The sequence below is a fragment of the Variovorax sp. GW822-FHT04E09 genome (assembly GCF_058800845.1).
In genome coordinates this window covers 303,528-323,186 of sequence record NZ_JBXAMR010000008.1, presented here as the reverse complement: position 1 = coordinate 323,186, position 19,659 = coordinate 303,528, and the positions used below count along the sequence as shown (strand labels likewise).

Below are 19,659 nucleotides of genomic sequence, written 5' to 3'. Positions count from 1 at the left end.
TCGCGCTGCAAGCCAGACAGTCGCTTGCGCGCCGTATGCAAGGCGCGCTCGACATCGGCGAAAACGCCGCCATGCCCTGGAATCACCTGCCGCGGCGCTAATTGACCGACGCCCAAAACAAAAAAAGCCCGATGAGATGAACTCATCGGGCTTTCTATTGGGCCTTCAAAACCCGCACTTCGCAGGCTCCATGAGCCCACGAGAAGAGCTTACTTAAGCCGCCAGCCGCTGCTCAATCGCAGCCTTCGTCTCCGGCAGTTCCTTCGGCAGATGGTGTGCCAACTGCTGGAACAGCTCCGTGTGCAGCTTCAGCTCAGCCTGCCAGGCCGCCTTGTCGATGCTCGTGACGGTAGCGAACTGCTCGGCGCTGAAATCCAGCCCAGTCCAGTTCAGGTCTTCATAGCGCGGGCTCACGCCGGTGATGTGCTCGACACCTTCTGTCGCCTTACCTTCCACGCGGTCGATCATCCACTTCAGCACGCGCATGTTCTCGCCGTAGCCTGGCCAGACGAACTTGCCGTCCGCGCCCTTGCGGAACCAGTTGGTCGTGTAGATCTTCGGCAGCTGGGCGCCCGAGGCTTGCAGCTTCTTGCCCAGGTCGAGCCAGTGCTGGAAGTAGTCGCTCATGTTGTAGCCCATGAACGGCAGCATGGCGAACGGATCGCGGCGCACCACGCCCTGCTGGCCGGCGGCCGCAGCGGTGGTTTCCGAGCCCATCGTGGCGGCCATGTAGACGCCTTCGACCCAGTTGCGGGCTTCGGTGACCAGCGGCACGGTCGTCGAACGGCGGCCGCCGAAGATGAAGGCGTCGATCTTCACGCCCTTCGGGTCGTCCCAGGCTTCGTCGAGCGCGGGGTTGTTGGTGGCGGCCACGGTGAAGCGCGCGTTCGGGTGGGCGGCCTTGGCGCCGGTTTCCTTGGCGATCTGCGGCGTCCACTCCTTTCCTTGCCAGTCGATGCAATGTGCGGGCGCGTCGCCCATGCCTTCCCACCAGACGTCGCCGTCGTCGGTCAGCGCCACGTTCGTGAAGATCACGTTCCGGTGCAGGCTGGCCATGCAGTTCGGGTTGGTCAGGTCGTTGGTGCCCGGGGCCACGCCGAAGTAGCCGGCTTCGGGGTTGATGGCGCGCAGCGTGCCGTCGGCCTGGGGTTTGATCCAGGCGATGTCGTCGCCGATGGTCGTGACCTTCCAGCCGTCGAAGCCCGCCGGCGGGATCAGCATGGCGAAGTTGGTCTTGCCGCAGGCGCTCGGGAAGGCGGCGGCCACGTGGTGTTTCTTGCCCTCGGGGCTGGTCACGCCGAGGATCAGCATGTGCTCGGCCAGCCAGCCTTCATCGCGGCCCATGTTCGAGGCGATGCGCAGCGCGAAGCACTTCTTGCCCAGCAGCGCGTTGCCGCCGTAGCCCGAGCCGTAGCTCCAGATCTCGCGCGTTTCGGGGTAGTGGACGATGTACTTGGTCTTGTTGCAGGGCCAGGTCACGTCCTTCTGGCCGGCCTCGAGCGGGGCGCCCACGGTGTGGACGCACGGCACGAACTCGCCATCGGCGCCCAGCACCTCGTACACGGCCTTGCCCATGCGGGTCATGATGCGCATGTTGACGGCGACGTAGGGGCTGTCGGACAGCTCGATGCCGATGTGCGCAATGGGCGAGCCCAGCGGGCCCATGCTGAACGGCACCACGTACATGGTGCGGCCCTTCATGCAGCCGTCGAACAAGGGCTGCAGCGTCGCGCGCATCTCGGCCGGGGCCATCCAGTTGTTGGTGGGGCCGGCGTTTTCCTTCTGTGCGGAGCAGATGAAGGTGCGGTCTTCGACGCGTGCCACGTCGCTCGGATCGGACATCGCGAGGAACGAGCCCGGGCGCTTGGCGGGGTTCAGTTTCTTGAAGGTACCGGCGTCGACCAGTTGCTGGCAGAGGCGGTCGTATTCTTCCTTGCTGCCGTCGCACCAGTGGATGGCGTCGGGTTTGCACAGCGCGGCCATCTCGGCCACCCAGGCGATCAGCTTGGCGTTCTTGACGTATGAGGGCGCCTGAATGGGAAGGCCCTTCATCGTGGGTGCGTTCATCGGAAATCTCCTAAGTTGAAAAATCGTCTTTCCGAACGGGGCGCCGCGCCTGACCAGGCACGGAGGTCCGTTTGAGAAAACGTTTCGCTTCGGGAGATTGCGTCAACGCGGGCCGCACAGCCCGCGGACAAAAGCGCGAAAGCCTGTCAGCTCAGGCGAGAAAAACGGCGATCGACGCCAGCAGCAGCATCAGCACGCCGCCAGCCAGCGGGAGCACGAGCGGCATCAGGTGAACGACCGATTCGACGGCGTCATGTTCGGCGGCAGCGTGGCCGTGCTCGGCGGGGGTGGGATGGGACATCGGGAAATACCTCGAATACGCAAATGACAACGCATCAAATGCAGTCAACCGCAAATGACAAAACTCCCGCCATTTTACCGGCGAGGCGCCGTCGGCGGGTCTAGGGGGTTGCGAGGAGCCCTCAGTGCTGCTCCACCGCTTCGAAACCGGCGTCTTTCAGGGCACTCAACACGCTCGCCAGGTGGGCCCGGCCGCGCGTTTGCAGCACCAGTTCGACGTCGACATTCTGCGCCGCCAGCATGGTGAAGGCGCGCTGATGGTGCACCTCGTCGACGTTAGCGCCCGCTTCGGCCACAGTGGCCGTGATCTGGGCCAGCGAGCCCGGCACGTCGCGCGCGCTGACGCGCACCCGGGCGAGCCGACCGGCGCGCACCATGCCGCGTTCGATGATGGCCGCGAGCAGCAGCGGATCGATGTTGCCGCCCGACAGCACCAGGCCCACGCGCTTGCCGCGAAAGCGCTCCGGGTGCCGGATCAGCGCCGCCAGGCCGGCCGCGCCCGCGCCTTCGACCAGGGTTTTTTCGATCTCGAGCAGCATCAGCACGCCCTGCTCGATGTCGCCTTCGTCCACCAGCAGCAGGTCGTCGACCTTGGCGGCGATGATCTCCCGCGTCAGCACGCCCGGCGTGCCGACCGCGATGCCTTCGGCGATCGTGCTCGTGCCCTGCGCGTGGTGCGTGCCCTTGACGGCATTCACCATCGCCGGAAAGCGCTGCGTCTGCACGCCGACGATCTCGATGCCGGGCTTGATCTCGCGCGCTGCGACGGCCATGCCGGCGATGAGCCCGCCGCCGCCGACTGCCACCACCAGCGTGTCGAGATCGGGCACCGCGTCGAGCATCTCGAGCGCGATCGTGCCCTGGCCGGCAATGATGGCTTCGTCGTCGTAGGGGTGCACGAAGGTCAGGCCTTCACGCTCGGCCAGTGCCAGCGCATGGGCGCGCGCCGCGTCGAGCGTGTCGCCGTGCAGCACCACCTCGGCGCCGAAGCCGCGCGTGCGCTCGATCTTCACGCCGGGCGTGAAGCGCGGCATCACGATGAGTGCGCGCAGGCCCAGCCGCTGCGCGTGATAAGCCACACCTTGCGCATGGTTGCCGGCCGACATGGCGATCACGCCGCGCGTGCCGCCTTCGGACAAATCGACCAGCTTGTTGCACGCCCCGCGTTCCTTGAAGGACGACGTGAACTGCAGGTTCTCGAACTTAAGGAACACCTGCGCGCCCACGATTTCAGAGAGCGTGCGCGACTCCACGCAGGGCGTGTTGAGCACCTGGCCCTGCAGGCGCGCCGCGGCGCGACGGATAGCTTCGATTCCGACCATGGCGCGCATTGTGGCTGGAATCCAGCGGATCAGGGTTTTTACTCTTTCGGCGTCTTCCCGAAGCCAAAAGTCTGCGTTATGGTCGCTCCAAGTATTTCCTCGCAGGAGGTTGCCTGATGGTCAAGCGTGCGGGTGTCGATGTGGTGGCTGCTGCGGTGCGCGGGCAGGCCTTGCCTTCGCCCGGCCTCAAGGAAGCACCGGTGCTCGAGCTCATGTGCTCGCACTTCGTGCTCACGCTCGCCGCCAAGCAGGGGCCGCGCTTCAACGTGCGGCGCGATATCAACGGATTGCTCTCGCTCACCGGGCGCCACCTCGTGTGGCCCGCCGCGGTGCTGCAGCGATTGCGCGAGTTCCTGGGCCGCCGTTGTGCGGGCAACGAAGCGTGGAAGGGCGTCGAAGATTTCGACGGCCGCACGCTGCTCGAACGCCACGGCGTGTGGCGCGGCCCGTATGAAGAAGGCACGCTGTTCTTCTACCTCGACGAGTACGCGAAAGACCAGCCCAAGGACCTGCTCTCGGTGCTGGCCGTCACGCGCGACTGGCTCACGCACGCGCTGCGCAAGCAGTCCACGCTGGTCGAGAAGAACATCGATGCGCTCGCCGGCCTCTTGCAGCTCAACAAGGCCGAGCGCGCGCTGCTCCTGTACGGCACGCTCGCGCGCTACCAGCGCGACCTGCGCTCGCTGCTGGTCGAGTTCAAGGTCAACAACGCGCCCGAGGCCTACGCCGCCATCGCCGACATCGCGGGCGTCAACGCGAGCGAGGTGGGCGAGGCGCTGCGCGCGGGCTCGCGGCTGGAGCGCATCGGCCTCGTCGAGAACCTCATCTCCGAACACAACATCACCGACCTCGCCGACCTCATGAAGGTCAGCGAGAAGCTGCCGCCCGTGCTCATGCGCGAGTACCGCGACCACAACGAGCTGATGGCCGTGTTCACGCGGCCCTCGGCCAAGAGCGCGCTCACGCCGCACGACTTCTCCTTCGTGCAGGAAGACGCGCAGATGCTCGTCACGCTGCTGCGCGCCGCCGTCGCGCGCAAGGAGCCCGGCGTCAACGTGCTGCTCTACGGCCCGCCCGGCACCGGCAAGACCGAGCTGGCCAAGGTGGTCGCGCAGGCCGCGGGCCTCGAACTCTTCGAGGTCGAGTACGCCGACCGCGACGGTAACTCGCTCAGCGGCCGCGACCGCTACCGCTCGCTACAGATCGCGCAGGTGTTCCTCAAGGGCAGCGCACAGGCCGCGCTGCTGTTCGACGAGGTCGAGGACGTGTTCCCGCCCATCAGCACCGAGGCCGCGCAGTTCATGGCGCGCGCCGAGCAGATCCCCGCGCCCGCCAGCGGCAGCGTGAGCGGCAAGGCCTGGGTCAACCAGATCCTCGAGGCCAACCCCGTGCCCACGCTGTGGGTCACCAACCGCATCGAGCAGATCGACCCGGCCTTCCGCCGCCGCTTCGCCTACCACCTGGAGCTCAAGTCGCCGCCGCCCGGCGCGCGCGAGCAGCTCGTCAAGAAGACGCTCGAAGGCGTGGTCGTGTCCGAGGCCTTCACCGCCAAGCTGGCCGAGCGCAAGGGCCTCACGCCCGCGCAGATCCGCACCGCCGTGCGCTTTGCCGGCCTGGCCAAGACCGACGAGGCTTCGGTCGAGGCCCTCATCGAGCGCCAGCTGCGCAACGCCGACCTCGCGCTGGGCACGCTCGACAAGAGCCCGGCCGAGCGCCGCAGCGTCACCACCTACGACCTGGACATGCTCCACGTCGAAACCCGCTTCGAGATCCCGCGCATCGTCGAGGCGCTGAAGGCGCGCGGCCACGGCACGCTGTGCTTCTACGGCGCGCCCGGCACCGGCAAGACCGCGCTGGCCGAGCACATCGCCAAGGCCGTGGGGCGCCCGCTCATCGTCAAGCAGGCCAGCGACCTCATGAGCAAGTACGTCGGCGAGACCGAGCAGAACATGGCCGCCATGTTCAAGGAGGCCGAGTCCGAGAAGGCCGTGCTGCTGCTCGACGAGGCCGATTCGTTCCTGCAGGACCGGCGCGGCGCGCAGCGCACCTACGAGGTCACCGAGGTCAACGAGATGCTGCAGGGCATGGAGCGTTTTCGCGGCGTGTTCGTGTGCACCACCAACCTGCTCGACCGGCTCGACCAGGCGGCGTTGCGGCGCTTCACCTTCAAGATCAAGTTCATGCCGCTCACCGCGGCGCAGCGCGAACGCATGTTCGTCACCGAGGCGCTCGCGGGCGACGCGGCCCTGCTCACCGGCGAGGTGCGCGCGCGCCTGGCGCTGCTGTCGCAGCTGTGCCCGGGCGATTTCGCGGCCGTGAAGCGGCAGACCGACATCCTCGCGGCCGAGTTCTCGGCGGCGGAGTTTCTCGAACAGCTCGAAGCCGAGCATCGCATCAAGCCCGAAGTGCGCGAATCGCGCGGCATGGGCTTCATCCAGTAGCGGGCGCGCGTCCCGCCCCCGCGCCCCGAACAAAAACCAGTCAGCACTGTCCGCCACCGCGGACGCCAGGAGGACCCGATGGCCTTTCGCAATGCACACGCGTCGCGGCGCTCGCGGGCCCTGGCCGCCGCCACCGGCGCGGTGGCGCTCGCCCTGGCCGGCCTGCTGGCGGGGTGCGGTGGAGGCGGCGGGGGAGGAGGTGGCGGCGGTGGCTTCCCGATCGGCGTGCTGCCGACGCCCGCGCCGGGAGGCGGGGGCAACGGGGGCGAGGGCGGCATCGTCGCGTCCGCGACCGTCGCCGGCCAGTGCGTCGCGCCGCGCCGGGGCACCAACCCCGCGACGGGCCGCGCGTACCCCGACACCGCCGGCACCGTCGACAACGAGAAGAGCTGGGTGCGCGGCTGGATCGACGAAACCTACCTTTGGTACAACGAGGTGCCCACCACGCTCAAGGCCTCGGACTACGCCACGCCGTTGACCTGGTTCAGCGTGCTCAAGACGCAGGCCACCACGCCCTCGGGCCAGCTCAAGGACCGCTTTCACTTCTACCTCGACACCGAGGCGTACCGCCTGGAGTCGGAGGGCGGCGTGTCGGTCGGCTACGGCATGGACACGGCGGCGGTGCGCAGTTCGCCGCCGCGCAACATCCGCCTCGCCTTCGTCGAGCCGGGTTCGCCAGCGGCGGCTGCCGGCCTGGCGCGCGGGGCCAAGCTGGTCGCGGTCGACGGCGTCGACGTGGTGGCCAGCACCGGGCAGGCCAATGTCGACATCATCAACCGCGCGATCTCGCCGCAGGTCCTCGGCGAGAAGCACACCTTCACCTTCGAGGTGAGCGGCACGCGCGGCAGTCCGATCGAGCTCACGGCCCAGCGCATCACGAGCACGCCGGTGCTGTACACCCGCACCATCGGGCCGGCCGGCAACCGCGTGGGCTACCTGCTGTTCAACGACCACATCTCGACCGCCGAGGGGCAGCTCGTCGCGGCCATGAACACGCTCAAGCAGGACGGCGGCGTCCAGGACCTCGTGATCGACATGCGCTACAACGGCGGCGGCCAGTTGCGCATCGCGAGCCAGCTGGCCTACATGGTGGCCGGGCCGGGCCCGACGAACGGCAAGACCTTCGAGTTGCTGACCTTCAACGACAAGAACCCGTACCGCACCACGCTCGCGGACAACCTCACGCCCTTCTTCACGACCACCCGCGCCGGCCAGCCCCTGCCCACGCTGGGCCTGTCGCGCGTCACGCTGCTGACGGGCCGCAGCACCTGCTCGGCCAGCGAGTCGGTCATCAACAGCCTGCGCGGCGTGGGCGTCACGGTCAACCTCGTGGGCGCCACCACCTGCGGCAAGCCCTACGGGTTCGTTCCGCAGGACAACTGCGGCACCACCTACTTCGCGGTCAACTTCAAGGGCGTCAACCAGGCTGGTTTCGGCGACTACGGCGACGGCTTTGCACCCAATGCCAGCTGCGCCGTGGCCGACGACTTCGACCACCCCCTGGGCGACGCCGCCGAAGGCCGGCTGGCCGCGGCGCTGCGGCTGCGCGACACCGGTTCGTGCACGGCGGCATCCGCCAAGGCCGCGGACACCCCGGGCCTGGAGAAGGCCGCCGCGCCGGTGGAAGAAGACGAGCTCTTCCTGCGCCCCCGCTCGCCGCTGCGCGAGAACCGGCTGATCGACTTTGTGCCCAACCCGGGCTGATAGACGGCCTGACCCCGCGCGCGAGGCCGGCGCCGGCCTCGCGGAAAACCCCTAGCCGCACCCCATTGCCACGCCTGCGGCCTGCCACTTAGAGTTTGGCAAACGTTTGCGCAAAGGTTTGCGCAAACGTTTTCACTCCCTGGCGCCCCGTTGGGAAACCGGGCTGAAAACCAAACACTTAGGAGAAGCAGATGCGCAAATGGACAGTGACGACCTTCTGGCTCGTCGTCGTGGCCGTGCTCACGGCATGCGGCGGTGGCGGGGGCGGCAACGACGGCATCGGCCTGGCGCCCGGGTTCGCCGCAACGCCGGTGGCGCAGAAAGTCATCATCGACAGCGACTACAACACCATGAGCGACGACGGCCAGCTCGGCGTCATGGCCGCCCAGCTGCAGGCCGAGGGCAAGGTGCAGGTGATGGGCATCAGCGTGGTGTCGGGCAACCAGTGGCTCAAGCAGGGCGTGGCCGACGCGCTGATGTCGGTCGAGCGCCTGGGCGTGGGCCAGCGCATCGGCGTCTACGTGGGCGAGAACTACGCTCTGAACCACACCTTCGCGGACATCGAGGCCGAGATGAAGGCCGGCGCGGGCGGCGACGGCTACCTGGGCGCCTGGAGCGGCCCCGAGCCCAAGACCGACGCCGACCTCAAGCCCTCGCCCGACGGCTTCGCCACCCGCACCGTGGTGCAGCGCAAGAGCGCGGTCGACTTCATCATCGACACCGTCAAGGCCAACCCGAACGAAATCACCCTCCTGGCCATCGGCCCGCTCACCAACATCGCGCTGGCCGTGAAGAAGAGCCCCGAGATCGTGCCGCTGATCAAGAAGATCATCTACATGGGCGGCGCCGTCGACGTGGCCGGCAACACCACCCATTTCGCCGAGTTCAACTGGTGGTTCGACCCCGAGGCCGCGCAGTTCGTGGTGCGCCTGCCGATCCCGCAGGTGGTGGTGCCGCTGGACGTGACCGACACCGTGTTCCTCACCAAGCCCGTCTACGACCGCATCGCGCACCCGGCCAAGCCGACGGCCGTGACCGAGGTGTTCCGCAAGCTCAACGGCTACGGCTTCAGCGGCACCAACGGCTTCGAGAACAACCCGAACTACACGCAGAACATCTGGGACACGCTGGTGCTGGCCTACCTCATCGATCCGCGCTACGCCACGCAGACCGTCGAGCGCTATGTCGACGTGGTGGCCAAGCCCGGCGCGGCCGACAACGGCCGCTCCATCGGCTACACCACGCCGCCCGCGGGCGTGCCGCTGCAGAAGATGACGGTGGTGAAGAAGTTCGACAACGCGCGCTTCTTCGAGCTCTACATCGACCTGCACACGCGACCGGTGCCGATCACGCTGCCGGCGAGCGGCTCGTAAACCACCTGCCGTCAGCCGGCGCGCGGGGCCGGAGCGCCGATACTTCGGCCCTCGAACAGGGAACACACGCATGCTGATCGGCATCGATATCGGAACCTCCGCGGTCAAGATCGTCCTGACCGACATGCAGCTGCTGCATGTCGTCGCCACGGTCGATCGGCCGCTCACTTCGCAGTACCCGCAGCCGCTGTGGTGCGAGCACGACCCCGACCAGTGGTGGGCGGCCGTGGCCGACGGCCTCGACGAACTGGCGCGCACGCACCCGACAGCCATGGCCGACGTGCAAGGCATCGGCCTGTCGGGCCAGATGCACTCGCTGGTGCTGCTCGACGCGGCCGACCGCCCCGTGCGCCCCGCGATCTTGTGGAATGACGGCCGCGCCGCCGCCGAGGCCGCCGAGCTCATGCAGACCGACCTCGCCCTGCGCCGCGCCGTCGGCGTGCAGCCGATGGCGGGCTTCACCGGCCCCAAGCTGCGCTGGCTGCGCACCCACGAGCCCGAGGCGGTGGCGCGCGCCCGCTCGCTGCTGCTGACCAAGGACTACGTGCGCCTGCAGCTGTCGGGCGAGAAGGTGACCGACGTCACCGACGCCGCCGGCACCTGGCTGTTCGACCAGGCGCAGCGCCGCTGGTCGCCGCAGGCGCTCGCTGCCTGCGGGGTCGATCCCGACTGGCTGCCGCGCGTGGTCGAGTCGTGCGAACCCTGCGCCACCGTGCGCGACGCGCTGGCCGCGCGCTGGGGCCTGCCGCGCGGCGTGCCGATTGCCGGCGGCGCGGGCGATGCCGCGGCGGGCGGCGTCGGCATCGGCGTGGTCGGGCCGGGCGACGGCTTCGTGTCGCTCGGCACCTCGGCGCAGATCCTGGTGGCCGACACCGCGCACCGCCCCGACCCCGAGCGGCTGGTGCACGCCTTCTGCCACGCGCTGCCGCAGCGCTGGTACCGCATGGCCGCGCTGCTCAACGGCGCGAGCCCGCTCGCGGCGCTGGCGTCGTGCACCGGCGGTGCATCGGTCGGCGCGCTGCTGGCCGAGGTCGAGGCCGCGTACGCCGGGCCGTCGCGCCTGCTCGCGCTGCCTTATCTGTTCGGCGAACGCACGCCACACAACAACCCGTTCGCGCGCGGCGCGATCGTCGGGCTCTCGGGCGCCACCACGCGCGCCGACCTGATGCAGGCGGTCTGCGAAGGCATCGCCTTCTCGCTCGCCGACGGCCTGGAAGCGCTGAGCGCGCAGACGGCGCGGCCCGAGCGCCTGGCGCTGATCGGCGGCGGCGCGCGCTCCGCCTTCCTGGCGCAGCTGATCGCCTCGGTGCTCGATGTGCCGCTGGTGCTGTACGAATCCGCCGACCGTGGCCCGGCTTTCGGCGCGGCGCGGCTCGCGCGGTTGGCGGTCACGGGCGAAGACCCGGCGGGTGTGGTGGTGGCGCCTGCCGTGCGCCAGGTGCTGGCGCCCGACGCCGCCTTGCACGCGGCCTACCAGCCCCGGCTGGAGGCCTTCCGCACGCTCTACCGCGCGATGGCGCCGGTCTGGGCGTCGGTGGCCTGAAGAGGCGCTCTCGCGGGTTCAGTCCGGCGTGAGCCCGGCGGTGTCCACCACCTTCTTGTACACGTCGAACTCGGCGGCGATCTGCTGCGTGAATTCCTGCGGCGTGTTGCCGACGACGAAGGAGCCGGTGTCCTGGATGCGCTTGCGCACGGCGGGATCTTCCAGCGACTTGCGTGCCGCCGCGTGCACCTTGTCCACCACGTCCTTGGGCAGGCCCTTGGGGCCCACGATGCCGTAGTACGCCATGCGGTTCACCGGCGCGAGGCCGACCTCCTTGAAGGTCGGCACGTCGGGCAAGTCCTTCAGGCGCTCGGACGCCGCCACGACGATCGGGATTAGCCGACGGTCCTTGATGAAGGGCAGCGCCGACGGCAGGTTGTCGAAGATCATCGCGACCTGGCCCGCGACGGTGTCGTTGAGCGCCGGGCCCGACCCGCGGTAGGGGATGTGCGTGACGGACGCGCCGGCCATGCCCTTGTACAGCTCCATCTGCAGGTGCCCGATGCTGCCCGTGCCTGCGGTGGCGTAGGCGTACTTGCCGGGATTCTTCTTCAGCACCTCGATGAAGCCCTTGTAGTCCCGTGCCGAAAAGCTGGGGTGGACCGCAATGACGTTGGGCGTCGCCGCCAGGTTGATGATCGGCGTGAAGTCGGTCTTCGGGTTGTAGGGCACCTTGGGGTTGATGGCCGGGTTGGCCGCCGTCGTCGACACGGTGCCGATGCCCAGCGCGTAGCCGTCGGGCGTGGCGCGCGCGGTCTCGGCGGCCCCGATCGCGCCGCCCGCGCCCGACTTGTTCTCGACGATGACGCTCTGCCCCAGGTGCCTGCCCAGGGGCTCGGAAATGACGCGCGCAATGATGTCCGTCGTGCCGCCCGGCGCGAACGGCACCTGCAGCTTGACGGGCTTGTCGGGGTAGCCCTGCGCATGGACGGGCACGGCCGCTGCCAGCAGGCAGGCGAGGGCGAACAGGGTGGGGTTTTTCGGCAAGGTGTCTTCCTCCTCTTGGATTGATGGAATGGGTGGGATGAGTGGGGGCCGATCAGGGGCGCCGCGGAATCAGGCAGCTCGCGTCGAGCTCGCCCGGGTCGTTGACGCCGAGCATGGCCATGTTCCGATCGACCTCGTCCCGCAGCAGCCGGATCGCGTGCGCGACGCCCGCGTGGCCGCCCACGGCGGCGGCATACATGAACGGGCGGCCGGCGAACACGGCCTTGGCGCCCAGCGCCAGCGCCTTCAGCACGTCGCTGCCGCGGCGCACGCCGCCGTCGACCATCACGGGCAGCTCGCCTGCAGCGTCCAGCACCTGCGGCAGCGCGCGCAGCGCCGGTGCGGCGCCGTCAAGCTGCCGCCCGCCGTGGTTGGAGACGATGAGCCCATCGGCGCCGAGCTGCCGCGCGCGCCGCGCATCGGCCGGATGAAGAATGCCCTTCAGGATCAGCGGCCCCCGCCACTGCTGGCGGATGCGGGCGATGTGGTCCCAGTGGATGTGGTCGCGGCCGGTCGTGTCGCGGATCGCGGTGCTGGAGAAAAGAGGCGCACCGCGCGTGGCGAATGAGTTCTCGAAATGCGGCATGCCGTGCGCCACGAAGGTCCGCGCGAGCGTGCCGAGCAGCCAGCGCGGCCGCACGAGGCCGTCCCACGCCAGCCGCAGGCTGGGCCGCAGCGGCGTCGTGAAGCCGGCGCGCACGTTGTTTTCGCGGTTCGCCCAGACGGGAATATCGACCGTGACGACCAGGTGGCGAAAGCCCGCGCCGGCGATGCGCGCCACCAGGCCGTCGATGCGCGCCGCATCGCCCGGCAGGTAGGCCTGGAACCAGGTGCCGGGCGCGGCCTGGGCCACTTCTTCCATCGGAATGAGCGAGGTGCCGCTCATGACCGCGGGAATGCCGGCCGCCTGCGCCGCCTGCGCGAGCACCAGGTCGCCGCGGTAGGCCGACAGCGCGCTGATGCCGACCGGCGCGATCCCGAAGGGCGACGCGTAGCGCTGGCCGAACAGCGTGACCTCCTGCGAGCGCCGGGAGACGTCGACCAGCACCCGGGGCAGGAAGTCGTGCGCGTCGAACGCGGCGTGGTTGGCGTCCAGCGAGCGGTTGTCTTCCGCCGCGCCGGCGATGTAGCCGAACAGCGGGCGCGGCAGCCGGCGCTTGGCCGCGTGCTCGAAGTCCTGCAGCGACAGGATGCCGGCCAGGCGCCGCGGCGTCGCGGCGGCAGCAGCAGGGGCTTGCGCCGGCGCGGTGCGCGGGGCATCGAAGGCACGCGAGAAAACAGTCATGTCCGCCATCCAGTCAGTCGTTCGGTCCGCGCGGACTGTAGGCGTGCAGAAGGTTTTGAAAAAGCGAATTTATGGTAATTTGTCATTTCGCTTTTTTCGAAATGACAGAGGGGACGGCGCATGACGCTGAAGCAACTGGAGGCCTTCTACTGGGCCGCGACCTGCGCCAGCTTTGCGCTCGCGGCGCAGCGGCTGCACCTGTCGACCTCGTCGCTGTCCAAGCGCCTGGCCGAGCTGGAGGTGTCGCTCGGCGCGCCCTTGTTCGACCGCGCCGGGCAGCGGGCCACGCTCACGGACGCGGGTGAGCGTTTCCTGCCGCGCGCCGCCGCGCTGCTGCTGGCGGCCGACGAAACGAAGCGGTCGATCGGCGCGCCCGCCAGCCTCGGCGGCCGTTGCACCTTCGGCATCGGCGAACTGAGCGCGCTGACCTGGCTGCCCCAGCTCGTCGCGCACGTGGGGCGGCACCTGCCGGACCTGCGCCTGGAGCCGCACGTCAACTTCGGTTCGGCGCTGGACGAGCGCCTTCGCAACGGCGAGCTCGACTGCGCGGTGATTGCCGGGCGTTCACCGCACCACGGGCTGATCTCGTCGCACACCGTGGGCCAGGCGCATTTCGTGTGGGTGGCCGCGCCCGCGTTGGCGGGCAAGACCGCGACGATCGGCGCGCCGCTGCTCGCGCAACATCCCATCGTGACGCTGCCGCTCGGCGCGGGCACCAGCCGCCTGCTCGACGAATGGCTCATGGCCGAGAACCTCGAGGCGCCGCATCGCCTCAGCTGCAACAGCTGGGGTGCCGTCGCCGGCCTGTTGATCGAGGGGATCGGTGTCGGGTTCCTGCCGGAAGGCTGGGCGCGCCTGCTGTCGCGCCGCGGCGACCTGCGCATCCTGAAGACCCGCCAGGCCCTGCCCGCGCTGACCTACACCTTCCAGAAGCGCAGCAACGACGAGCGCCATCTGCTGACGGCCATGCGCGCCGCGGTGCTCGCGTCCATCGATTTCTCGAAGGCGGCCCGCCTGCTCTAGGTGGAGGGCGTTAGAAAGCCTCGCACACGCGAAGCACTTCGGCGCCGTAGGCCTCGAGCTTCTTCGTGCCGATGCCGCTGATGCCCTGCAGGTCCTCGAGCGTCGCGGGCGCGCGCTCGGCAATGGCGGCCAGCGTGGCGTCGTGGAAGATCACGTAGGCCGGCAGGTTGTGTTCCTTCGCCACCTCGGCGCGCCAGGCCTTGAGCGCCTCGAAGCGCTTCTTGCCGGTGTCGTCGAGCGAGGCCGCCGCCGGCGACGGCGCGCCCTTGGCGGCCTTCTCGCGGCGGGGCTTGCGCTCGGCGGGCGACGACACCGACTCGCGCAGCGACACCGTGGTCTCGCCCTTGAGCACCGCGCGCGAGCCCTCGGTGAGCTTCAGCGTGTTGAACGCTTCGGCGTCCACCGCCAGCGCGCCCGTGGCGATCAGCTGGCGCAGCACGCCGCGCAGCGCCACCTCGCTGAACTCCGCGCCGATGCCGAAGGTGCTGATGCGCTCGTGCCCGAACTGCTTGACCTTCTCGGTTGCCTTGCCGCGCAGGATGTCCATGATGTGGCCCGCGCCGAAGCTGATGCCGCTGAGTTGCTGCACGCGATAGATGGTGCTCAGCAGCTTGCGCGCGGCATCGGTGCCGTCCCACACCTGCGGCGGGTTCAGGCAGTTGTCGCAGTTGCCGCAGGGCGTGCTCTTCTCGCCGAAGTAGCCCAGCAGGCGCACGCGGCGGCAGTCGCTGGCCTCGGCCAGCGAGAGCAGGGCGTCGAGCTTGCCGCGCATCACCTGCTTGAACTCTTCGCCGGCCGGGCTCTCGTCGATCATGCGGCGCTGGTTCACCACGTCGTTCAGGCCGTAGGCCATCCAGGCGTCGGCGGGGGCGCCGTCGCGGCCCGCGCGGCCGGTTTCCTGGTAGTAGCCCTCGATGTTCTTGGGCATGTCGACGTGGCCGACGAAGCGCACGTCGGGCTTGTCGATGCCCATGCCGAAGGCGATGGTCGCGACCATCACGATGCCTTCTTCGCGCAGGAAGCGGTCCTGGTGCTTCTGGCGCACCGCCGCATCGAGGCCCGCGTGGTACGGCAGGGCGTTGATGCCGGCGCCCTGCAGCGTCGTCGCGAGGTCTTCCACGCGCTTGCGCGACTGGCAATAGACCACGCCCGCATCGCCCTCGTGCTCGCGCTCGATGAAGCGCAGCAGCTGCGTGGTGGCGTCCTTCTTCTCGACGATGGTGTAGCGGATGTTCGGCCGGTCGAAGCTGGAGACGAACTGGCGCGCTTCTTCCAGCTGCAGCCGTTCGACGATGTCGGCGCGCGTGAGGTCGTCGGCCGTGGCCGTGAGCGCGATGCGCGGCACGCCCGGGTAGCGCTCGTGCAGCACGGTGAGCGCGCGGTACTCGGGGCGGAAGTCGTGGCCCCACTGGCTCACGCAATGCGCCTCGTCGATGGCGAACAGCGAGAGCTTGCCGCGCTCGTTCAGCGAATCGAGCTGCGACAGAAAGCGCGGCGTGTTCACGCGCTCGGGCGCCGCGTACAGCAGCGTGATCTCGCCGCGCAGCATGCGGCGCTCCACGTCCTGCGTCTGTTCCCAGTCGAGCGTCGAGTTCAGGAAGGCCGCATTCACGCCCGCCTCGTGCAGCGCGCCCACCTGGTCGTGCATCAGCGCGATCAGCGGCGACACCACCACCGACACGCCGCGCCCCGCGCGCTGCCGCGCGATGGCCGGAATCTGATAACAGAGCGACTTGCCGCCGCCCGTGGGCATGAGCACCAGCGCGTCGCCGCCGCCCACCACGTGCTCCACGATGTCCTGCTGGGCCCCGCGAAAGCGCGCGTAGCCGAACACGTCATGAAGGATGTCGGCGGGGGCCGCGCTGCCGGAGCTGCTGCCGTCGCTGGAAGCGTCGAAGGGGCGGGGAGCGAGGGAAGACACAGGCGGGGGTGCGAAGGGCGGGAGAGGGGAGAAAAGGGCCGGAGCCGGGGCGGACGCCGATTGTCCCCCAGCGGCTCCGATATGACTGTGGCACGGCGTTTGCAATGGTGAACCCCGTCCCGGCACCCCTCTTGTCTAGACAGCAAACTGGGGCATTTCTCTCGGAGATGCACCAAAACAGGACTTTCGGGTTATCCTGTATATACAAGTTGGGGCGCCTGGCAACAATGCGAGGCGTGCTGCCCATATCCCCCGGGCATGTATCGCCGAGTCACCTCTCTCAAAAAATGGAACCAGGAGTCCCCATGGTCAAGACGGTAGTTGTGAAAGTCGCTTCGCTGCTGGCAGCAGGTGCATGTGCAGCGGGCATGGCCGGAACGGCCGCCGCCCAGGACACGAAGATTTCGCTCGGCATGTCCGGCTGGACCGGCTTTGCGCCGCTGTCGCTGGCCGACAAGGCCGGCATCTTCAAGAAGAACGGGCTGGACGTCGAACTCAAGATGATCCCGCAGAAGGACCGCCACCTGGCGCTGGCCTCCGGCGCGATCCAGTGCGCGGCCACCACGGTGGAGACGCACGTGGCCTGGAACGCCAACGGCGTGCCGATCGTGCAGATCTTCCAGATGGACAAGTCCTACGGCGCCGACGGCCTGGCCGTGCGCAACGACGTGAAGAGCTTCTCCGACCTCAAGGGCAAGAGCATCGGCGTGAGCGCCCCGGGCACCGCGCCGTACTTCGGCCTGGCCTGGATGCTCAGCAAGAACGGCATGAGCCTGAAGGACGTGAAGGTGGTCTCGCTCGAGCCGCAGCCCGCCGCGCAGGCTTTCGTGGCCGGCCAGAACGACGCCGCGATGACCTACGAGCCCTACCTCTCGACCGTGCGCGCCAACCCGGCCGCCGGCAAGATCCTGGCCACCACGCTCGACTACCCGATGGTGATGGACACCGTCGGCTGCGCCCCCACCTGGCTCAAGGCCAACAGCAAGGCCGCCGCCGCGCTCACCAAGTCGTACTTCGACGCGCTGGACATGATCAAGGCCGACCCGGCCAAGGCCAACGAACTCATGGGCTCGGCCGTCAAGCAAAGCGGCGAGCAGTTCGCCAAGTCGTCGGCCTACCTGCGCTGGCAGGACAAGGCCGCCAACCAGAAGTTCTTCGCGGGCGAGCTCACCAGCTTCATGAAGGAAGCCGCGGCCATCCTGCTTGAGGCCGGCGTGATCCGCAAGGCGCCGGAAGACTATGCCGCCACCTTCGACGCCAGCTATGTCAAGTAAGGCCTTGCCGCAGATGCAACCGATGACCGCCGCCCCGGCGCGCGCCGTGACGCCGCCGCCCGCGCCTCCCGTGCGGCGTCGCGTGTTCGCGCCGCTCGAACCCATCAGCGCATCCGCGCGCACGATGCTGGGGCTGGGCTTCTTCGTGCTCTTCGTCGTGGTATGGGGCATCGCCACGCTGGGCGGCTTCGTGTCGCCCACCTTCCTGGCGAGTCCGATCACGATGGTGAAAGAGGGCTGGCTGCTCTTCACCGAGTACGGCTTCATCGGCGACATCGGCATGACCGTGTGGCGCGTGTTTGGCGGCTTCCTGCTGGCGGCCGTCATCGCGGTGCCGCTGGGCGTGGCCATGGGCACCTGGAAGACCGTCGAGGCCTTCTTCGAGCCCTTCGTCTCGTTCTGCCGCTACCTGCCGGCCTCGGCCTTCATTCCGCTGCTCATCCTGTGGGCGGGCCTGGGCGAAATGCAGAAGCTCCTGGTGATCTTCATCGGCTCGTTCTTCCAGATCGTGCTGATGGTGGCCGTCACCGTGGGCGGCGCGCGGCGCGACCTCGTCGAGGCCGCCTACACGCTGGGCGCCAACAGCCGCGGCATCGTGGCGCGCGTGCTCATTCCGGGGGCCGCGCCGGGCATCGCCGAAACGCTGCGCCTCGTGCTGGGCTGGGCCTGGACCTATGTGATCGTGGCCGAGCTCATCGGCTCCTCGTCGGGCATCGGCCACATGATCACCGACAGCCAGGCGCTGCTGAACACCGGCCAGATCATCTTCGGGATCATCGTGATCGGCGTCATCGGCCTGTTGTCCGACTTCGCTTTCAAGGCGATGAATCGCCGTCTGTTTGCATGGGCTGCACTGTGAAGAACCAACTTTCCATCCAGGGCGTTTCGCGCGTCTTCACCGGCACCAAGGGCCAGCGCACGCAAGCGCTGCAGCCGATCGACTTCGAGGTGAAGGAGAACGACTTCGTCACCATCCTCGGCCCCTCGGGCTGCGGCAAGTCGACGCTGCTGCGCATCGTCGCGGGGCTCGACTTCCCGACCACCGGCCAGGTGATGCTCGACGGCGAGCGCATCGAAGGCCCGGGCGCCGACCGCGGCGTGGTGTTCCAGAGCTACACGCTCTTCCCGTGGCTCACGGTCGCGCAGAACATCCGCTTCGGCCTGCGCGAGCGCGGCATGAGCGAGGCCGACCAGAAGGAACGCAGCGAGTTCTTCATCGCCAAGGTCGGCCTGCGCGGTTTCGAGCACCACTTTCCCAAGCAGCTCTCGGGCGGCATGCAGCAGCGCACGGCCATTGCGCGCGCGCTGGCCAACGACCCCAAGATGCTGCTGCTCGACGAGCCCTTCGGCGCGCTCGACAACCAGACCCGCGTGCTCATGCAGGAGCTGCTGCTGGGCATCTGGGAGTCGGCGCAGAAGACGGTGCTGTTCGTCACGCACGACATCGACGAGGCGATCTTCATGGCCAACCGCGTGGCGGTGTTCAGCGCGCGGCCGGGCCGCATCAAGACCGAGATCGCGGTCGACTTCCCGCACCCGCGCAGCTACACCATCAAGACCTCGCCCGAGTTCATGGACATCAAGGCGCGCCTGACCGAAGAAATCCGCGCCGAGTCGATGGCCGCCGCGGAACATTGAAAGCACGATGAAACGCGACCTGCCGTCCCTCGCGCTCTATGCGCAAGTCAAGGATCACATCTCCCGCAAGATCCAGGACGGCACGTGGCCGCCCGGCCACCGCCTGCCTTCCGAGAACGAGCTGGTCGCGCAGTTCGGCATGGCGCGCATGACCGTGAACCGCGCCCTGCGCGAGCTCATGGAGCAGGGGCGCATCGTGCGCGTGGCCGGCGTGGGCAGCTTCGTGGCCGAGAACAAGCCGCAGTCCACGCTGCTGCAGATCGCCAACATCGCCAGCGAAATCCGCCAGCGCGGCCACGACTACCGCTGCGAGATGCTCGCGGTCGAGCGCCTCGCGGCCTCGCCCGACGTGGCGGCCTGGCTCGACCTGCGCGCGGGCGACTCGGTGTTCCACAGCGCCTGCCTGCACCTGGACAACGACACGCCCGTGCAGCTCGAGGAGCGCTACGTCAATCCGCAGGTCGTGCCCGACTTTCTCGAGCAGGACTTCACAGTTGTGCCGCCCAGCGAGTACCTGGTGCGCAACGTGCCCTTCGACCAGATCGAACACGTCGTCGATGCCGTGCTGCCCAGCGCCGAACAGGCCGACCGGCTCGCGATGGCGCCCACCGACCCCTGCCTGCTGCTGACGCGCCGCACCTGGATCCGCAACACGCCCGTGACCTGGGTGCGCTGCCTGCATCCCGCTTCGCGCTACAGCCTGGGCAGCCGTTTCAAGTCCGACGGCAACCCGACGTTCGGCTAGACAGACCGTTTTTTCGACCCTCAGAGGCTTACGTTT

Annotated in this window: 15 protein-coding genes and 1 pseudogene; 9 read left to right on the top strand and 7 right to left on the bottom strand. The window is 68.7% G+C overall.

The window, feature by feature from the left end; genetic code table 11:
- The 4 genes and pseudogenes from AC1RL8_RS27625 to AC1RL8_RS27610 form a co-directional block, all read right to left on the bottom strand.
- Positions 1-101: pseudogene (locus AC1RL8_RS27625) on the bottom strand (MBL fold metallo-hydrolase); the annotation flags it as partial.
- A gap of 112 nt (positions 102-213) precedes the next feature.
- Entirely contained in the window at positions 214-2,067 is a 1,854-nt protein-coding gene (locus AC1RL8_RS27620; RefSeq protein WP_492687193.1) for a phosphoenolpyruvate carboxykinase (GTP), read from the bottom strand.
- A 151-nt stretch (positions 2,068-2,218) separates the two neighbouring features.
- Entirely contained in the window at positions 2,219-2,368 is a 150-nt protein-coding gene (locus tag AC1RL8_RS27615; RefSeq protein WP_167394954.1) for a hypothetical protein, read from the bottom strand.
- A 121-nt stretch (positions 2,369-2,489) separates the two neighbouring features.
- Entirely contained in the window at positions 2,490-3,689 is a 1,200-nt protein-coding gene (locus AC1RL8_RS27610) for a threonine ammonia-lyase (RefSeq protein ID WP_169805105.1), read from the bottom strand.
- Positions 3,690-3,805: 116 nt separating this feature from the next.
- Here AC1RL8_RS27610 and AC1RL8_RS27605 point away from each other — a divergent pair, with 116 nt between their 5' ends.
- The 4 genes from AC1RL8_RS27605 (at position 3,806) to xylB (ending at position 10,750) form a co-directional block, all read left to right on the top strand.
- On the top strand, positions 3,806-6,130 hold the full coding sequence (locus AC1RL8_RS27605; protein WP_062482108.1) for an ATP-binding protein: 2,325 nt from the start codon (positions 3,806-3,808) through the stop codon (positions 6,128-6,130).
- 78 nt (positions 6,131-6,208) lie between these two features.
- Entirely contained in the window at positions 6,209-7,834 is a 1,626-nt protein-coding gene (locus AC1RL8_RS27600; RefSeq protein WP_492687194.1) for a S41 family peptidase, read from the top strand.
- Positions 7,835-8,025: 191 nt separating this feature from the next.
- Positions 8,026-9,207: a nucleoside hydrolase gene (locus AC1RL8_RS27595; protein ID WP_492687195.1), complete on the top strand. Its 1,182-nt coding sequence runs from the start codon at positions 8,026-8,028 to the stop codon at positions 9,205-9,207.
- 70 nt (positions 9,208-9,277) lie between these two features.
- Entirely contained in the window at positions 9,278-10,750 is a 1,473-nt protein-coding gene (gene xylB / locus AC1RL8_RS27590) for a xylulokinase (protein WP_492687196.1), read from the top strand.
- Between the two features lie 18 nt (positions 10,751-10,768).
- Here the strand turns inward: xylB and AC1RL8_RS27585 are convergent, their stop codons facing one another.
- Together AC1RL8_RS27585 and AC1RL8_RS27580 are read right to left on the bottom strand one after the other, a co-directional pair.
- Complete coding sequence (locus tag AC1RL8_RS27585) at positions 10,769-11,737, bottom strand: tripartite tricarboxylate transporter substrate binding protein BugE (RefSeq protein WP_492687197.1); 969 nt, start codon at positions 11,735-11,737, stop codon at positions 10,769-10,771.
- Positions 11,738-11,789: 52 nt separating this feature from the next.
- Positions 11,790-13,022, bottom strand: a complete 1,233-nt coding sequence (locus AC1RL8_RS27580; RefSeq protein ID WP_492687198.1) for an alpha-hydroxy acid oxidase — start codon at positions 13,020-13,022, stop codon at positions 11,790-11,792.
- Between the two features lie 120 nt (positions 13,023-13,142).
- Here AC1RL8_RS27580 and AC1RL8_RS27575 point away from each other — a divergent pair, with 120 nt between their 5' ends.
- Positions 13,143-14,045 (top strand): LysR family transcriptional regulator, encoded by a 903-nt coding sequence (locus AC1RL8_RS27575; RefSeq protein ID WP_492687199.1) that lies wholly within the window; start codon positions 13,143-13,145, stop codon positions 14,043-14,045.
- Positions 14,046-14,055: 10 nt separating this feature from the next.
- On the opposite strand, the gene recQ is transcribed toward AC1RL8_RS27575, so the two are convergent.
- Positions 14,056-15,966, bottom strand: a complete 1,911-nt coding sequence (gene recQ / locus AC1RL8_RS27570; RefSeq protein WP_492687200.1) for a DNA helicase RecQ — start codon at positions 15,964-15,966, stop codon at positions 14,056-14,058.
- 305 nt (positions 15,967-16,271) lie between these two features.
- Between recQ and AC1RL8_RS27565 the strand changes: the two genes are divergently transcribed.
- From AC1RL8_RS27565 to hutC, 4 genes are read left to right on the top strand one after another with little or no spacing between them, the layout of a single operon-like run.
- Positions 16,272-17,240 carry an ABC transporter substrate-binding protein gene (locus tag AC1RL8_RS27565; protein ID WP_492687201.1) on the top strand — a complete coding sequence of 323 codons (969 nt, stop codon included), beginning with the start codon at positions 16,272-16,274 and terminating at the stop codon, positions 17,238-17,240.
- Between the two features lie 13 nt (positions 17,241-17,253).
- Positions 17,254-18,099 carry an ABC transporter permease gene (locus tag AC1RL8_RS27560; RefSeq protein ID WP_370681937.1) on the top strand — a complete coding sequence of 282 codons (846 nt, stop codon included), beginning with the start codon at positions 17,254-17,256 and terminating at the stop codon, positions 18,097-18,099.
- Positions 18,084-18,878, top strand: coding sequence for an ABC transporter ATP-binding protein (locus AC1RL8_RS27555; RefSeq protein WP_062481286.1), 795 nt, complete (start codon positions 18,084-18,086; stop codon positions 18,876-18,878). The genes AC1RL8_RS27560 and AC1RL8_RS27555 overlap by 16 nt, the downstream gene beginning before the upstream one ends.
- Positions 18,879-18,885: 7 nt before the next feature.
- Positions 18,886-19,623 carry a histidine utilization transcriptional repressor HutC gene (gene hutC / locus AC1RL8_RS27550; RefSeq protein ID WP_492687202.1) on the top strand — a complete coding sequence of 246 codons (738 nt, stop codon included), beginning with the start codon at positions 18,886-18,888 and terminating at the stop codon, positions 19,621-19,623.
- The last annotated feature ends 36 nt before the right edge of the window (positions 19,624-19,659 follow it).

What these genes read in the sequence shown, in the direction of transcription:
- AC1RL8_RS27620 (WP_492687193.1), bottom strand. Translation starts at nt 2,067, where the DNA reads ATGAACGCACCCACGATGAAGGGCCTTCCCATTCAGGCGCCCTCATAC.
- AC1RL8_RS27615 (WP_167394954.1), bottom strand. Translation starts at nt 2,368, where the DNA reads ATGTCCCATCCCACCCCCGCCGAGCACGGCCACGCTGCCGCCGAACAT.
- AC1RL8_RS27610 (WP_169805105.1), bottom strand. Translation starts at nt 3,689, where the DNA reads ATGGTCGGAATCGAAGCTATCCGTCGCGCCGCGGCGCGCCTGCAGGGC.
- AC1RL8_RS27605 (WP_062482108.1), top strand. Translation starts at nt 3,806, where the DNA reads ATGGTCAAGCGTGCGGGTGTCGATGTGGTGGCTGCTGCGGTGCGCGGG.
- AC1RL8_RS27600 (WP_492687194.1), top strand. Translation starts at nt 6,209, where the DNA reads ATGGCCTTTCGCAATGCACACGCGTCGCGGCGCTCGCGGGCCCTGGCC.
- AC1RL8_RS27595 (WP_492687195.1), top strand. Translation starts at nt 8,026, where the DNA reads ATGCGCAAATGGACAGTGACGACCTTCTGGCTCGTCGTCGTGGCCGTG.
- xylB (WP_492687196.1), top strand. Translation starts at nt 9,278, where the DNA reads ATGCTGATCGGCATCGATATCGGAACCTCCGCGGTCAAGATCGTCCTG.
- AC1RL8_RS27580 (WP_492687198.1), bottom strand. Translation starts at nt 13,022, where the DNA reads ATGACTGTTTTCTCGCGTGCCTTCGATGCCCCGCGCACCGCGCCGGCG.
- AC1RL8_RS27575 (WP_492687199.1), top strand. Translation starts at nt 13,143, where the DNA reads ATGACGCTGAAGCAACTGGAGGCCTTCTACTGGGCCGCGACCTGCGCC.
- AC1RL8_RS27565 (WP_492687201.1), top strand. Translation starts at nt 16,272, where the DNA reads ATGGTCAAGACGGTAGTTGTGAAAGTCGCTTCGCTGCTGGCAGCAGGT.
- AC1RL8_RS27560 (WP_370681937.1), top strand. Translation starts at nt 17,254, where the DNA reads ATGCAACCGATGACCGCCGCCCCGGCGCGCGCCGTGACGCCGCCGCCC.
- AC1RL8_RS27555 (WP_062481286.1), top strand. Translation starts at nt 18,084, where the DNA reads ATGGGCTGCACTGTGAAGAACCAACTTTCCATCCAGGGCGTTTCGCGC.
- hutC (WP_492687202.1), top strand. Translation starts at nt 18,886, where the DNA reads ATGAAACGCGACCTGCCGTCCCTCGCGCTCTATGCGCAAGTCAAGGAT.